This is a genomic window from Malonomonas rubra DSM 5091 (assembly GCF_900142125.1).
Classification (GTDB): Bacteria; Desulfobacterota; Desulfuromonadia; order Desulfuromonadales; family Geopsychrobacteraceae; genus Malonomonas; species Malonomonas rubra.
Map to the genome: position 1 here is coordinate 61,851 of NZ_FQZT01000004.1, position 14,679 is coordinate 76,529.

General features: G+C 53.6%; 12 protein-coding genes. 7 read left to right on the forward strand and 5 right to left on the reverse strand.

The genetic code is table 11. The features are described 5' to 3' along the window. Window positions 1-13 precede the first annotated feature (13 nt). Window positions 14-301, reverse strand: a complete 288-nt coding sequence (locus BUB13_RS07140; protein WP_072907292.1) for an antibiotic biosynthesis monooxygenase family protein — start codon at window positions 299-301, stop codon at window positions 14-16. Between the two features lie 317 nt (window positions 302-618). Here BUB13_RS07140 and BUB13_RS07145 point away from each other — a divergent pair, with 317 nt between their 5' ends. Then, on the forward strand, window positions 619-2,418 hold the full coding sequence (locus tag BUB13_RS07145; protein ID WP_072907294.1) for a two-component system sensor histidine kinase NtrB: 1,800 nt from the start codon (window positions 619-621) through the stop codon (window positions 2,416-2,418). Window positions 2,419-2,425: 7 nt separating this feature from the next. Here BUB13_RS07145 and BUB13_RS07150 read toward each other — a convergent pair whose 3' ends face one another. Beyond that, window positions 2,426-2,929 carry a DUF309 domain-containing protein gene (locus BUB13_RS07150; protein WP_072907296.1) on the reverse strand — a complete coding sequence of 168 codons (504 nt, stop codon included), beginning with the start codon at window positions 2,927-2,929 and terminating at the stop codon, window positions 2,426-2,428. A gap of 18 nt (window positions 2,930-2,947) precedes the next feature. Then, entirely contained in the window at window positions 2,948-3,448 is a 501-nt protein-coding gene (locus BUB13_RS07155) for a DUF309 domain-containing protein (protein ID WP_072907298.1), read from the reverse strand. 205 nt (window positions 3,449-3,653) lie between these two features. Between BUB13_RS07155 and BUB13_RS07160 the strand changes: the two genes are divergently transcribed. Continuing rightward, window positions 3,654-4,316, forward strand: coding sequence for a response regulator transcription factor (locus tag BUB13_RS07160; protein WP_072907311.1), 663 nt, complete (start codon window positions 3,654-3,656; stop codon window positions 4,314-4,316). Between the two features lie 64 nt (window positions 4,317-4,380). On the opposite strand, the gene BUB13_RS07165 is transcribed toward BUB13_RS07160, so the two are convergent. After that, the gene (locus tag BUB13_RS07165) at window positions 4,381-4,881 is read right to left on the reverse strand and encodes a PaaI family thioesterase (RefSeq protein ID WP_072907323.1); all 501 of its coding nucleotides are present in this window, start codon (window positions 4,879-4,881) and stop codon (window positions 4,381-4,383) included. Window positions 4,882-5,171: 290 nt separating this feature from the next. Between BUB13_RS07165 and BUB13_RS07170 the strand changes: the two genes are divergently transcribed. Then, window positions 5,172-5,669 (forward strand): hypothetical protein, encoded by a 498-nt coding sequence (locus BUB13_RS07170; protein WP_072907337.1) that lies wholly within the window; start codon window positions 5,172-5,174, stop codon window positions 5,667-5,669. 162 nt (window positions 5,670-5,831) lie between these two features. After that, window positions 5,832-6,578 (forward strand): substrate-binding periplasmic protein, encoded by a 747-nt coding sequence (locus BUB13_RS07175; RefSeq protein ID WP_072907339.1) that lies wholly within the window; start codon window positions 5,832-5,834, stop codon window positions 6,576-6,578. A 73-nt stretch (window positions 6,579-6,651) separates the two neighbouring features. Here the strand turns inward: BUB13_RS07175 and hcp are convergent, their stop codons facing one another. Beyond that, a complete protein-coding gene (gene hcp, locus BUB13_RS07180) occupies window positions 6,652-8,268 on the reverse strand; it encodes a hydroxylamine reductase (protein WP_425269181.1) in 1,617 nt (538 codons plus the stop codon). 350 nt (window positions 8,269-8,618) lie between these two features. Between hcp and BUB13_RS07185 the strand changes: the two genes are divergently transcribed. The 3 genes from BUB13_RS07185 to BUB13_RS07195 all read left to right on the forward strand — a co-directional run bounded on the left by BUB13_RS07185 (window position 8,619) and on the right by BUB13_RS07195 (window position 14,673). Then, entirely contained in the window at window positions 8,619-10,004 is a 1,386-nt protein-coding gene (locus BUB13_RS07185; protein WP_072907341.1) for a dihydrolipoyl dehydrogenase, read from the forward strand. 242 nt (window positions 10,005-10,246) lie between these two features. Beyond that, window positions 10,247-13,867: a DUF748 domain-containing protein gene (locus BUB13_RS07190; RefSeq protein WP_072907343.1), complete on the forward strand. Its 3,621-nt coding sequence runs from the start codon at window positions 10,247-10,249 to the stop codon at window positions 13,865-13,867. Further along, window positions 13,864-14,673, forward strand: a complete 810-nt coding sequence (locus tag BUB13_RS07195; protein WP_072907345.1) for a M23 family metallopeptidase — start codon at window positions 13,864-13,866, stop codon at window positions 14,671-14,673. Before BUB13_RS07190 ends, BUB13_RS07195 begins: the two co-directional genes overlap by 4 nt. Window positions 14,674-14,679 lie beyond the last annotated feature (6 nt).

A 14,679-nucleotide genomic window follows, 5' to 3' on the forward strand; every position in this document is an offset into this window, starting at 1 on the left:
TTCTGAGTCCTTTTCAGCCGTTGTAGTAGACCGAGTACATGGTCTCCGAACCGGTGATCTCATCGACCTTGCTCTGTAATTTGCGTCGTTGCGGGTCATCAAGCCAGGTGTTCCAGTCAGCCAGGGTTTTCCAGGTGCTGATGACCAGGTGTTCACTGGGATCGTCGTAGTTGACCAGGGTTTCGCCGGAGATGTAGCCGGTCTGGGCGTTGGCCAGTGAGCGCATCTGCAGTAACAAGGGTTTAAGGTCCTGGGCTTTTTCTTTCGGCACGTGCCGAACAATGATGATGCGAACCGACATGGAAACCTCCGCGTTATAAATTTGAAAGCCGTTATGAGTGGAAAACTGAATATTCTAAGTGCCGTCGATTTCAGCCTAGATTAGACATTTCTTTTCGAAAAGCGGCTTTATGCCAAGTGGCTGTATACGGGTGTTATGTGGTCGGATATCGACCCTAAGAAGTGATGTTGAGGGAAATCGTCGATGCCGTGAAAACACAGCGGCAAAGGGAGAAAACTTAATTAGCCTGTTTGACAGGCCGTTGGCGGCTGTTATACAGGTTGAAGTAGCCTGTTGCTGCTGTTTTGCCTATCACCTGTTTTGTCGGAATGAAGGAAATGACGACCGACCGGATCAAACTACTCTCTGCCTACACAGTGCTCGCCCTGACCCTTCTGGCTGTGGTTGGAATGCTTGTTTCGCTGTTTCTCGGACGCAGCATGGTAGAGCGCTACGCCCCCCTGACAACTGCAGTGATGGAATTCAAGTACGAAGTGACCCTTGGCCATCTCTGGTATGAAGAGGCGATCAGCGGTGACCGTTATATCAACCCCGAAGAGATTTCACGACATTTTGATCGGGCAGAATGGTACGCACGGACAATGCTGTCTGGTGGCGAAGGCGTCAACGGGCGCATTATCCCCCTGGACGTTGCGGAATTGCGGGAACAGATCGAAAAGACCCTGCTTGACCTGCAGCAGTTCAGACAGATTGCCAGTGAGCGCTGGCTGCAACAGCATAGTTCGGGGATCGGAACCGAGATCGATCAGCAATTCGATGGGATATTCAGTAACCTTCTGCAGTCGGCTAATGATGTGGAAACTGCCCTGCGTCAGGAGATGGCGAAGCGACTCTCCCGTTTTCGTACGGTCCAGGTTCTGCTGATTCTTGGCATCGGGGCGACCGGCGCTTTTCTGACTTTTCTGCTGAAAAATCACGAGCAGCGGCGTATTCATTTTCTCCAGCAACTGCAGGAGCAGGATACGCAGTTGCGTAAGTTGCGCAACTATTTGGCCAGCGTTATCGATTCAATGCCTTCAGTATTGATCGGGATCGATTCTCAGCAAACTATTACCCAATGGAACCTGTCTGCGGAACAGGCGTTCGATGTTAGTGCAGAGGAGGTGATTGGCAAGCCCTTGGCTGAGGTTTGCCCGCATCTGGCAACAGAGGCCGAATGGATCGGCCTCGCCTTCGAGCGCAAAGAACAGCAATTGATCCCGAAGCGGGCGCGGTTGAAGCAGAAGGACCTTTGTTTCGAAGATATTTCTATTTATCCACTTATAGATGAAGGTATTGAAGGGGCCGTCATCCGTGTGGACGATATCACTGAACGCGTGCGGCTGGAAGAAGCGATGGTGCATAGCGAAAAGATGCTGTCGATAGGTGGTCTGGCGGCCGGGATGGCGCACGAGATCAACAATCCACTGGCGGGTATTTTACAGACCGTCAGTGTCCTTGATAACCGCCTGCTCGGCCCCCTTCCCGCCAATGAAAAAGCGGCTAAGGCCGCAGGAACCTCAATGACGGCGCTGCGTGATTATATGCAGGCGCGGGATATCCCCAATATGCTTGGCAGCATCAAAACGTCCGGTGCGAGGGCGGCGGAGATTGTTCACAATATGCTGAAGTTTGCCGTCAAAGGAGGGACTCATTCCTCGCAGGACATCAACAAATTGCTCGAAAAAACAGTGGAGTTGGCGCAGAACGATTTTGATCTGAAGAAAAAATTTGATTTCCGCCAGGCCCGGATTGTGCGGGAATACGGCGAGGGCCTGCCCCTGGTTCCCTGCAGCAGCAGCATGATTCAGCAAGTGCTCCTGAATATTTTACGCAATGGCGCTGAGGCGATGTGGGAAGTTCCGGATCGAGAGTCCTGTTTTGTACTGCGTACCCATCTGGATAAAGCGAAGAAGCAGGTCTGTGTGCAGATTGAAGATAACGGCAGTGGTATGGATGAAGAGACCTGCAAGCGGATTTTTGAACCTTTTTTTACTACCAAACCTGTTGGCAGCGGAACCGGCCTCGGTCTCTCGGTCTCTTATTTCATTATTGTCGAAAGTCACAAAGGTGAGTTGTCGGTGCAATCAACACCAGGCGAAGGCAGCTGTTTCCAGATCTGTTTGCCAATCGGCTGAGTGCCGCTTAAAAGATCAGCCTGATGCGGGGAACAACACCTTCCTGATGCAGGCTGTTTTTTGCTGCTGCAAGCAATGGCGCGACCTCGATGCCGAGGAAGCAGCCTGCTGTTTGCTGTAACTTTGCCACACCGCTCGCGGTCAGCGTCTCTGCCCCCCGGGTTTCCTGCATCACCCGCTTCAGCTGTCCGGCCGACAGCAGGATCAGTCCTTGAATAAACTGCCCGGTCGGCGTCTTCTGCCCGGCGGCCAACCAGATTGTTTCCCAGGCTTCGTGTGCTTCCCACCAGTAGCCGTTGTTGAACAGGTCGACTCCGTAGAGAAAGGGTTGGCACTGGCGCCAGTCGGCAGGGGAAAATCCAGCCAGATCATCATCTTCCCTGCCGTAGGAATGCCCGGCCGGGTCAACCTTTGGATGTGGAATGTCCGGACGAAACGGCAGGTAGCGATAGGCCGGAAAAGGCTCATCACAATAACGGGGAATGTCGGACGGGCTGCAGGTTGCTGTCATTGTCTCTTTGCAAAAAAATCAGAGCACCAGTTTGATGCGGGGAAAAACGTTTTCTGCAGCATTGTGGCAGCTGCTGACAGCGTTGCGAAAAGCTTCGACATCGATCCCGAGGAAAACCGGCTGAGGCGCTTTCAGTCCGCTCAGGCCACGTTCGATCAGTGCCTGCGCGCCTTGCTTTTCCTGCATAAAGGACTTCAGTTCACCGGCTGCGATCTGGATGACCGCTTCAAGAAAACTGCCGATCTGCGACTCGCGACCGACGCAGTAGCAGACCTGTTTCAGCAGTTCATGAGCTTCCCACCAGTAGCCCTGGTTGAACAGATCGATGGCGTGCAGGTAGGTATCGCACTGTTGCCAGCTCTGCTCGTCGAAACTGTCGACTTTCGGCAGTTCCTGTTTGTATGAATGGCCCCCTTCATCCATGTAGGGATGTGGTGTTTTAAACGGCAAATGACGGTATTCCGGCATCGGTGTGCTGCTGTAGGTCGGGATGACCGAAGGTTGAAAAACAGGATGCATCATAATTCTCCTTGCAACGATTCAGGCTGAAACACTATATCGCCTTCTCGTGAAGCGGGCAAGAAGCGGCGATAATTGAATGCGATTGACAGCGGTGTTTTGCTTGTTATGATCTTAATGAGCGAATGTCGCAGAAAGTTTGTAGTTTACTCTGGAAAGAGTTGTCCAAGACTATTGTCTATATTTGCATCTGGGGGTAGCGTTTATGGGGGTTGAAGTTATTGTTGTTGGCAGAGACTATCTTGCCAATGAATTGCTAAGCCATTTTCTCGCACAGAAATTACCTGATTGCCGAGTCCGGACCTTGACTCAGTTGGACAATTTTCATCATCCGCCGGAAACCGGGCAAACGGAAAAGACCCTGCTGCTTTGTGATTGTAAGAGTTACCCACCCGATTATTTCATCAATCGCCTGCAGATTTATTTCATGCGCCACAGCAACCAGACCTACAGTCTGTTTTATAACCTGGTGGAAGATCAGGGGCTGGAACGCAAGTTGCTGAAGCAGGGAGTCAATGGAGTGGTCAGCCGCGACGAGTCGCCGCAGAGGTTACTGCAGGCGATTGAGAAAGTGCTTAATGGCCAGTTCTGGAGCGAGCAGCAGGCGATGGCGAGCTTACGGATCGATAATGGTCTGTATGCAGAGAAAAAACAGGAAGAGAGCCTGCCTGGCCGCTTGACGCCGCGGGAATGCCAGATTCTGCGGATGATTTCCGATGGCTCAAGTAACGAGTCTATCGCCGAGAACCTGTGCATAAGCCGGCATACGGTAAAAACCCACCTGTACAACATCTTCAAAAAAATCGACGTCAGCAACCGGATGAAAGCGGCCAAGTGGGCTGAGCGGAACTTGCCGTCGAGCTGGTAGTCGTTTTTTTTAACCTGAAAAGCCTCGTTGCAGTTATGCAGCGAGGCTTTTTTGTGGCTGTTGTTCAAAGCTCAATTTCATCCGGGAAATCATTCGGAACAAACCACTCCTCTTCGGAAAAACTCTTGTCAGTGATCTGTTCAAGGTTCCTTTTCATGTATTTGCCGGTCGCAGTTGCTGCCAGTGTGCCGTCCGGCAGGTAGAGCTCCCCGCTGCCTTCGAAGATGCGCCCGGCATCGCGGGTGATGCGGCCAACCACTTTCAGTTCGACACCGTAGGGAACCGGCTTCTTATATTTCACGTTCAGCTCCAGGGTGACGCCGAAGGTGTTGCGATCGTGGAAAATCATGATCGCGCGGCCGATTGTTTCATCGAGGATGGTCGCCGAGATCCCGCCGTGGGTGATGTTGGGGTAGCTCTGGTGAAAATCCTGCGGAGTGAAGAGGGCGATCAACTCCTGTGATGTGGTTTCGTGAAAGCGGGTCTTCAAGCCGAAGTCGTTTTCAACGCCGCAAACCATGCAGTTTTTGGAGATGTTCTGGGTTGCCGTAATTTTGTATTTCATGCTGACACCTGTTCTTATGGGATGTGATCTCTCGGCTGAAACTATTATCCATCTGTCGAGTAAATTCAAGAGGGGCAGTTTTCCCCGCACGGACGACAGGATTTTTCGTCTCGCCAATCAGGAAAATTCCTGCCCGGCAAGAATTTTCCTGTTTCGCAAAGTTGAAGAAAAATCGATGGAAATCGATAACTGTCTGTTTTTACTAGGCAAAAAAAATAGCAAAAATTGGCACAAGTCCTGCCTTAGAGAAATAGCAACAGAAACAAAAAATCGAAAAGGCGGAGACGATGATGAGCAAATATCAAAAATCAAACAACAATCGCAGCAAAACCATCAACGGTCGTCAGATTTGGGAACGTGCCTGTACACGGAACATGAGAACCCACAACAACCTGTGTGCATTGGCGACTTTTTTGATTGTCAGCATCATTGCTTTCCAGTTCAAAGATTTTAACCTGTTCACCTCTGTTTCCGAACCGGTCCGTGAACTGCTCGGGTATCCTCCGGCACCTTACCTGGTCAGCATCGCTCTGGCGGTCTACGGTTTTTCGGCGACTGTCCTGACATTGACCTCCATCGCCAACGAACATGCTCCGGCTTCCAGCTGGAAGCACCTCGGCTACCGCGCTGCTTTTTTCCTTTTCTACAGCTTTTCCGGTTCCATCGCTGCGCACTTCGTTCCCGTCGTTCTGGTTGGACTCAGCCTTTATGCCCTCGATCAGCTCCACATCTGGTTCTATAATGCCAAAGCTGTTCAGGAGCAAAAAGAGTTGCTGGGGCGCTTCTAAGGCAACGTTAGCTAAAATAGATGCAGAGGGCTGCCGTGCAGGCAGCCCTTTTTTTATGCCCATGGTCGCGCTTAACACTTCTTAAAGAATCGAAAGCTATCGATTCTTGTAACCTGTCAGGAGGCAGGTCATAATGGAACAATGTTTTGGAGATGCTGATCGATGAGAAAATGGCTTTTTAGCAGCATTTTATGTTTGTTGACGCTGGTTTCAAGTGCTTCGGCAGAGGTTCGTCAACTGCAGATCAGTATCAGCACCGGTTATCCCCCCTTTTATTTTTTCACCGAAGATGACCAGCCTGCCGGGATTTGCATCGATATCATCGATCAAGTCGCTGAAAAAATGGGAATAAAAGTCGAGTATGTCAGTTATCCCTGGAAGCGGATGCTGGAATATGGCAGGACGGGTGAAGTTGATGCGGTCTTGCCACTTTTCCAGACCCGAGAGCGGGAACAGTTCCTGCTGTTTCCGGCAGAAGCACTGGTCATTGAAGAGAATCGCTTCTTCACTTCGGCTGGCAGTTCAGTGACCTATTCCGGTCAACTGAGCGATGTTACGGATTACAGTATCGGTGTCGTTGATGGCTTCAGCTACGGTTCGCAATTCGATCAAATAGAACTCGAGCATAAGATTGTCAGCGAAACGCTGGAGCAACTGATCCGGCTGGTTGCCTATCAACGGGTTGATCTTGCCATCGGTAACTCGAAAGTTATCAATTATACGGCTCATTTGATGGCCAAAGCGGACCAGATCAGGTTTCTTTCTCCCCCGGTAACCGCGGATCCGCTGTTTATCGGGTTTTCCAAAGAAAAGATTGATCCAGCGTTCGTGGCGCGCTTTTCGGATGCTTTGCGTGAGTTCAAGGCGACTGAGGCTTATGCCAGAATACTGCAGCCATACGGGTTGTAAATTTTAGGGCGGGGCAAGCTGATGAAAAGGGGCTACCAGAATGTTGGTAGCCCCTTTTTTGATGTGCTGCAGATTATGCGCCGAGAATCTGCTTGAGGTCTTCTTCGGCGGTGCTGATCGGGCCGATGTTGTAATTCTCAACCAGGAAGTTCAGCACGTTCGGGGTGATGAAGGCTGGCAGGCTCGGGCCGATCTTGATGTCTTTGATGCCCAGGTAAAGCAGGGTCAGCAGAATCGCCACCGCTTTTTGCTCGTACCAGGAGAGCACCATCGACAACGGCAGGTCGTTGACTTCGCACTCGAAGGCGTTGGCTAGAGCCACAGCGACCTGGATCGCGCTGTAGGCGTCGTTACACTGACCGACGTCGAGCAGGCGCGGGATGCCGCCGATATCGCCCAGATCCATCTTGTTGAAGCGGAACTTGCCGCAGGCCAGGGTCAGGATGACGGTGTCAGCGGGAGCCTGCTCGACAAACTCGGTGTAGTAGTTCCGGCCCGGCTTGGCGCCGTCGCAGCCGCCGACCAAGAAGAAGTGCTTGATGGCACCACCCTTGACCGCTTCGATGACCTTGTCAGCGACACCGAGGATAGCGTTGTGGCCGAAACCGGTGAGGATCTCCTGTCCCGGTGCATCTTCGAAGCCGTCACATTCCTGCGCCTTTTTGATCACCTCGGAGAAGTCCCAGCCATCGACATGTTTGACGCCCGGCCACTGCACCAGTCCCCAGGTGAAGAGGCGATCTTTATAGCTTTCAGCCGGCTTCTGAATGCAGTTGGTGTTGAAGATGATCGCGCCCGGGAATTGCTGGAATTCCTTGTGCTGATCCTGCCAGGCACCGCCAAAGTTACCGACCAGGTGAGCATATTTCTTCAGGCCGGGGTAGCCGTGGGCGGGGAGCATCTCTCCGTGGGTATAGATGTTGACGCCGGTCCCCTCGGTTTGCTTGAGCAGTTCTTCGAGGAACTTGAGGTCGTGACCGGAAACGAGGATCGCTTTACCCGCCTTGGTGCCAAGCTGAACCGGGGTCGGTTCCGGGTGACCGTAGGCGTCGGTGTGGGCTTTATTGAGCAGTTCCATGGTGGCGTAGTTGATCTTACCGGCCTCAAGTGCCAAGTTGACGTTGGCCATCAGGTCGAGGCTGTCGTCCAGTTGCGCGGCCAGCGCTTTGTGGGTGAAAGCGTAGATCTCGTCCGATTCGCTACCGAGGATTTTGGCGTGATCGGCATAAGCGGCGTAACCCTTGATGCCGTAAGTGATGATTTCGCGCACCGAGTGGATATCGTCATCGACGCTGTAGTCTTTGACGCCGTGCAGCTCGCCGAGCTTGACCTGCTCGTCGATCGATGCCGGCAGCGCCCAATCCTGGGCCGCCTGAGGGATCTCACCGTCAACATCGCCGGCCAGCGCTTTGGCTTTGCCGCGCAGACGAACGGCTTCGTTGACCAGCTTGGAGATTTCGTTGGCGTCGAAATCGACATTAGTGACCGTGGCGAACAGGCCGTCGATCATGAAACGATCGATCTCCTGATCTTTCTTGCCAGCTTCACGTGCCTTGTTGGCCCAGAAGGCGATCCCTTTCAGGGAATAGATCAGCAGATCCTGCAGCGCTGCCACATCCGGCTGCTTACCGCAGACACCGACCACCGAGCAGCCGCCGTTGGCTGCCTGCTCACACTGGTAACAGAACATCGACATATCCTTTGTCTCCTTTGCTTGAGGTAGAGTTTCAGTTTCTTTTTTCCCGAACAGAAAATCGAAAATGCCCATTTCCAACTCCGTTGTTTAATTTGTGCTGTAAAAGTTCAACCTGAACCGAAATGTCTCAATTGATGGTGAAAGAATATGGCAGGGAAAAAGCAAAAAACATGACCTGGGTCAAAAAGGGGACTTTTTTTGTCTCTTTTTGTGCAGGGCCTGCCCTCATTTTATGATTTTCGCATTTTGGTAGGCAAAAAGCGGCCGCAGTATTACGATGGATAGCTGGACTTTGCGATTGCAGTAAATGTGACTGAAAAAAGCTGAGATGTCTGGAGAGAGAGATGGAGATTCGTGAATTAGAGTATGTGATTATCGGCGTCGGTACCGCCGGCCTGGGAGCTTTCAGTAAAGTGCGCAAGCAGACTGACAGCGTGTTGCTGATTCAGCATGGCCCTTACGGGACGACCTGCGCGCGGGTCGGTTGCATGCCGAGCAAGATGTTGATTGCAGCAGCGGAACTGGCTCACAATATTGACCACGGCAGCTTCTTTGGAATCGACGGGCAGTACCGGGTGAACGGTCCGCGCGTTTTCGAGCGGATCAAGCAGGACCGGGCCCAGACTTTCGTCGGTGGTGTGCTGAAATATGTCAACAGCATCCCGGATAAGTACAAAGTTGAAGGCAAGGCGACCTTTGTCGATCCGCAGACTATCGAGGTTGATGGCAGATTGCGGGTCAAAGCGGAAAAAATCATTCTCGCCTGTGGCTCCACGCCGTACCTCTCGCCGGTCTTCGAACCTCTGCGCGACGAGCTGGACACCAGTGATACGATCTTCGAACTGGAGGATCTGCCAAAGTCGCTGGCGGTGGTCGGCCTCGGTGTGATTGCTCTGGAACTGGGTCAGGCGTTTCACCGTTTGGGTGTCGAGACGACTCTCTTCGGCCGCAGCGGTCGGATTGGCTCCTTCACCCACCCGATGCTGCAGCAGGAGGTGATGAAAACCCTGCAACAGGAACTTGATATCATTCCGCGGGGTCATTTTACTCAAGCGAAGAAGGTGGCTGATGGTTTTGAGCTGACTTATCGTACCGAGCAGGGAGAGGAGATCGTTCGCAATTTTGAGCGGGTGCTGGTTGCCAGCGGGAGAGCTTCGAACCTGCGCACGATGAAGCTGGAAAATTCCGGACTGGTTCTCGATGATCGGGGGCTGCCGCGTTACGATCCGCTGACCATGCAGTGTGGCGACAGCAAGGTTTTCATTGCCGGCGATGCCACAGAAGACCTGCCGCTCTGGCACGAAGCCTACCTGGAGGGCCGGATCGCAGCCGATAGTGCCATCAGCTATCCGCAGCGCAAAGAAGGGATGCGGATGCCGGGGATGGCGATCTATTACACCGATCCGCAGATGGCTTCAGTTGGCGCCGACTTCAGCTCCCTTGACGGGGAAGCTCTGGTTGTCGGCCGTGCCAGGATGGGCAGCGGGCCACGGCATGAAATCTATCACGACCACCGCGGTCTGATGCAGGTTTATGTCGACAAAGCCAGTGGCGTGCTGCTGGGTGCCGAAATTTTTGGTCGCGGCGCCGAGCATATGGCCCAGACGCTGGTGTTGGCGATCGAACATGGTATGACGGTCGCAGAAATCCTGCAGATGCCGGTTTATCATCCCTCCTTGGAAGAGGTGATGAAGGCAGCGTTGAACAATGCCCTTTTCCAGCTGAAATAGCTTTCCCCTTGGAGTGGGCTTACGGGGCCCACTCCAAGGGCATGTTTTTTATCACATTGCGGATCGCACAATCCATTTTTTACGATGATCGGGATTAGGGTCAACTCCGCCAATATCTCCAGCAAGAGTTTCTTCTTTCTTAAAGCAGCCATCTCGCAAGTCAGCCGGGCAGACCTTTGCCGGATATGCTAAACTTTTTCTTTTGCGAACATCGCGTCACGTCCACAATCTGGAGCCATCACATGCCACGCTGGAAAAAATATCTACTGATCGTGGCGGCAAGCATTCTCGGTTTGCTGCTGCTCTCAATGCTGATTGTCCCCTGGCAGATCAAGGTGCAGGGGAGCAAATGGTTTGCTGAAAATACGACCCGGATATTGACTATCGAGAAGGCTTTCTTCAACCCCTTCGCGTTGACCGTCGAAGTCAAGGGGGTGACACTGACCGAACAGCAGAGCGAGAAAACTTTTGTTTCTCTCGACCGCTTGATGGTTTCCGCCAGCAGCCGATCCCTCCTCGACTTCGCTTTGATCCTCGACCGGATCGAGCTGGATGCTCCTTACGCCAACATTGAGTTGCTCGGCAAGCAGGAATTCAATTTCTCCGATTTCACCCGGCTTGGAGGCGACCAGCCGCCGGCAGATCCTGAGCCGCAGAAAGACGCGGGTGAGTTCCATTTTTCATTCAACAATATCATCATCAATGGCGGCAGCCTCGATTTTACCGACCACACCTCGCCGAAAAAATCACAGCACCAGGTCCGGGAGCTGGCGCTGGCAGTCCCTTTTGTCGGCAACGTCTCCTACCTGACCGACGAGTATGTTGAACCGCAGCTGCGTTTGCTGCTGAATGGTTCGCTCATCGATGCCACAGGTCAGCTGAAGCCGTTCCATGAGTCGCTGGAAACTTCGTTGTCGCTGTCGCTGAACGATATTGACCTGGCCTTTTACGCCTTCCATTCGCCGGTGCCATTACCGGTCGAAGTCGAATCGGGCTCGCTCGACACCCAGATCGATCTGACCTACCGAGTTTCCTCCACCGCCCAGCCGAAGGTTCTGCTCAGTGGCGAAATGGCGCTTTCCGATATCGACATCCGCCAGAATGACGGCAGCGAGCTTTTCCGTATGCCGACCCTGATCCTCGACCTCGACTGGGCTGATCTGATGCAGCAGGATTTCAACCTGCTCTCCCTCGATATCTACGAGCCGGAGCTGTTTGTCAGCCGTACTAGCGATGGTCTCTGGAATTTTCAGCAGCTGATGCCTTCTGCGACAGAGGCGGTGGAAGAGCAACCGGTGGTGGAGGAAGAGACAACGCAGAAGAGTGCGCTGCCGCTGGTGAAAGTCGAGCAGGTCGCCTTGTTTGACGGCAAAGTGTATTTCAATGACCAGCTGCCGCCAGGCGGAATTGTAGAAGAACTGCATGGCATCAACCTGCTGCTGACAGACCTGTCGACGATATACGACCAGAAAACCGGCATCGATTTCCGCTTGGCGACGGCGCGAGAAGTGACGACATCGGTGAAGGGCGATGTTGGCATCAATCCGCCGACGGCCACCCTCGATATGGTTGTGAATGGGGTGCCTTTCGCGCCTTACAATCCCTATCTTGTCGACTTTCTGACCGCCCCTGTTCAGGGCTCGCTCAACCTTGCGGGCAGCATCAATTACGATGTTAACGGCAATGTTCGATTGCAGCATGGCCAGCTGGCGCTGCATCAACTAGAGGTGCCCTTTATCGATGACGACGGTTTTCGCCTGCAGGATTTGCTGCTGACCGGGGTGACTTTTGACCTGCAGCAGGAGCAGGTCGGTGCTGCCTCCGTGCAGCTCAGCGGAGGAGATCTGCGAGCCAGTCGTCTGGCTGATGGCAGCCTGTCCCCACATAAGCTGCTGACACTGCAAGCAGAAGAGGAACCAGTCGTCGAAGAAGTAGAGGAAGAAGTTGTTGAAATAGCGGAGGACGCGTTAGTCGGAGAACAGACAGAGGATGGATTTGCCGTTACTGTCGGCAAGTTTGACCTGAGCGATTTCAACCTGAAATTCACTGATGCCAGCTTGAGTAAAAAACCGCAACTGGAGGTCAAACAGCTGACTGTCAGCCTTGCCGATCTGGTGTATCCCGAGTCGGCTGACAGCCCGTTTTCCATCAGCGCCCGTTTGGGGGAAAAAGGTAAAATCGATCTGAACGGCAAGGTTGCCCACAGCCCTTTGCGGTTGCAGGCGCAAACCCAGGTGAACGCACTGGCTTTGGCCGACTTCAACGGGTTCATCCCCGATAATGTTAACGTCAGCCTGCGTGACGGCAAGCTGTTTACCAATCTGGCGGTGAAATTGACCGAACAGCCGGAAGCAATGACCGGTAGCTTCGCAGGTAAAATATCTCTGGATAATTTCAACCTGCGCGACCCGCTCGGAGAAGGAGAATTGCTGGCGTGGGAGAGCCTGAATGTCGCTGGCATCAAGGGCGAGATCTCACCGTTCAAACTGCTGATCGAAGAGGTGGCGCTGAGTAAATATCTGGCTAAAATCCTCATCGATCAAAACGGGCAGATCAACCTGGCAAATGTTACTGCAGCTGAAGAACAGGGCACAGAGGAAACTGAACCGCCGGAGACTGCAACAGCAGCCGAGTCGGAAGCGGAAGAGGTTGTCGCCAGCGTGGATGAGGACTCTGCTCCGCCGGCTGACATCCGCGTCGATGCCCTTACCCTGCAGGGCGGAACCGTTTCTTTTACCGACCGTTCCCTGCCGAACACCTTCAGCGCCACCATGTACAAACTCGGTGGCCGGGTCACCGGTATGGCATCGGATGAAAACATGCAGGCCGACGTTGACCTGCGCGGCGAACTGGAGAACCACTCACCGCTGACGATCAGCGGCAAGCTGAATCCTCTAAGTAAAGACCTGTTCGCCGATCTGACCATCAAGTTCAAGGATATCGACCTGGCGCCGATGACGCCTTACTCCGGCACTTACCTCGGCAAGGTGATCGACAAGGGCAAGCTTTATCTCGACCTGAGCTATCACATCGAGCATCAGAAAATCAAAGCGGACAACAAGATCATGATCGACCAGTTTACCTTTGGTGATTCGGTCGAGAGCGATAAAGCAACCTCGCTTCCGGTTGGACTGGCGATCGCCCTGCTCAAAGACAGCAACGACGAGATCCATCTCGATGTGCCGATCTCCGGCGACCTGAACGACCCCAGCTTCAGCATTATGGGGACAGTCTTCACGGTGTTGAAAAACCTGGTGGTGAAGGCGGCGACAGCACCCTTCTCGCTTCTGGCCGGAATGCTAGGTGGCGGTGACGAGGATTTTACCAATCTGACTTTCGCCAGCGGGATCGCCCGGTTGGATGAAAGACAGCTGGTGACCCTCGACAAGCTGGCCGGAATGCTGGAAAAGCGGCCGTCGCTGATTCTTGAGCTGAGCGCCTTTGCCGATCAGCAGAAAGATCCGGAAGCCTTCCGCAAGGATCAATTAAACCAGCAGATGCTGGCCGTGAAGCGGCAGGAGTTGGCGGACGCTCCGGAGCCGCTTGCAATCAGTGCCGAGGAATATCCGGATTACCTGTTGAAAGTTTACAAGGCTGCAGAGTTCCCCCGACCGCGGAATTTCGTCGGCCTGCTGAAAAGCCTGCCGGACGAGGAGATGGAGAAACTGCTGCTGGCCAATATCCGGGCGGATGATGAGGTGCTGAAGGGGCTGGCACAGGAGCGCGCCCAAGTGGTGCGCGATGCGCTGGTCAACAAGCATGAAGAACTCAAACCGCGCATCTTCCTGAAGACTGTTGACCCCTTCCTGGCGCCGGAAAAAGGATCGGCGAGCCGGGTTGAATTCAGTATTAAAACCAAATGATTCGGTCTCTGCTGTTTTTTCTTTTGCTGCTGCCGTTCTCGGTACAGGCCGATCTGCAGCTGACCGGCGATTTGACTCAGGGCGGTTTGCTGCGCGGGCGGGCGGAGCCGGGCACCCGGGTCTATTACGGTGAGCAGCTGCTGAAGCAGACCGCCGCCGGTGAATTCATTCTCGGTTTTGGCCGGGATGCCGCAGCGCAGCACAGCTTGACCCTGATCGCAGCTGACGGCCAGGTGACGACGCGCGAGTTGCAGGTTACTCCGCGCGAATACCGGGTTGAGCGGATCAACGGCATCAGCAAAAAAATGATGTCACCGAGTGAAGCCGACCTCCGCCGTATCCGTCAAGAGGCGGCACTGGTTAAGTCGGCCCGCAGCTACGACAGCGAACAGGTCTTTTTTACCGATGCTTTCATCTGGCCGCTGACTGGACGAATCAGCGGGGTATATGGCAGCCAGCGGATTTTCAACGGTGAGCCGCGGCGCCCTCATTTCGGGATCGATATCGCTGCGCCGACCGGAACCCCGGTTGTAGCTCCGGCGGCCGGGATTGTGCGGCTTGGCCACAAAGGCATGTTTTTCTCCGGCAAGACTCTGATCCTCGATCACGGTCATGGACTTTCTTCCAGCTTCCTGCATCTGAGTCAAATTTATGTGCAAGAGGGGCAGAAAGTTGCAAAAGGAGAAAGGATTGCCGCGGTCGGTGCCAGCGGCAGAGTGACCGGACCCCACCTCGACTGGCGCATCAACTGGTTCGATGTTCGTCTCGACCCGGCGATGCTGGTGCCGCCGATGAGCCAAAATTAGAAATTT

Coding starts and splice junctions, on each gene's coding strand:
- BUB13_RS07140 (WP_072907292.1), bottom strand. CDS start 301: ATGTCGGTTCGCATCATCATTGTTCGGCACGTGCCGAAAGAAAAAGCC.
- BUB13_RS07145 (WP_072907294.1), top strand. CDS start 619: ATGACGACCGACCGGATCAAACTACTCTCTGCCTACACAGTGCTCGCC.
- BUB13_RS07150 (WP_072907296.1), bottom strand. CDS start 2,929: ATGACAGCAACCTGCAGCCCGTCCGACATTCCCCGTTATTGTGATGAG.
- BUB13_RS07155 (WP_072907298.1), bottom strand. CDS start 3,448: ATGCATCCTGTTTTTCAACCTTCGGTCATCCCGACCTACAGCAGCACA.
- BUB13_RS07160 (WP_072907311.1), top strand. CDS start 3,654: ATGGGGGTTGAAGTTATTGTTGTTGGCAGAGACTATCTTGCCAATGAA.
- BUB13_RS07165 (WP_072907323.1), bottom strand. CDS start 4,881: ATGAAATACAAAATTACGGCAACCCAGAACATCTCCAAAAACTGCATG.
- BUB13_RS07170 (WP_072907337.1), top strand. CDS start 5,172: ATGAGCAAATATCAAAAATCAAACAACAATCGCAGCAAAACCATCAAC.
- BUB13_RS07175 (WP_072907339.1), top strand. CDS start 5,832: ATGAGAAAATGGCTTTTTAGCAGCATTTTATGTTTGTTGACGCTGGTT.
- hcp (WP_425269181.1), bottom strand. CDS start 8,268: ATGTTCTGTTACCAGTGTGAGCAGGCAGCCAACGGCGGCTGCTCGGTG.
- BUB13_RS07185 (WP_072907341.1), top strand. CDS start 8,619: ATGGAGATTCGTGAATTAGAGTATGTGATTATCGGCGTCGGTACCGCC.
- BUB13_RS07190 (WP_072907343.1), top strand. CDS start 10,247: ATGCCACGCTGGAAAAAATATCTACTGATCGTGGCGGCAAGCATTCTC.
- BUB13_RS07195 (WP_072907345.1), top strand. CDS start 13,864: ATGATTCGGTCTCTGCTGTTTTTTCTTTTGCTGCTGCCGTTCTCGGTA.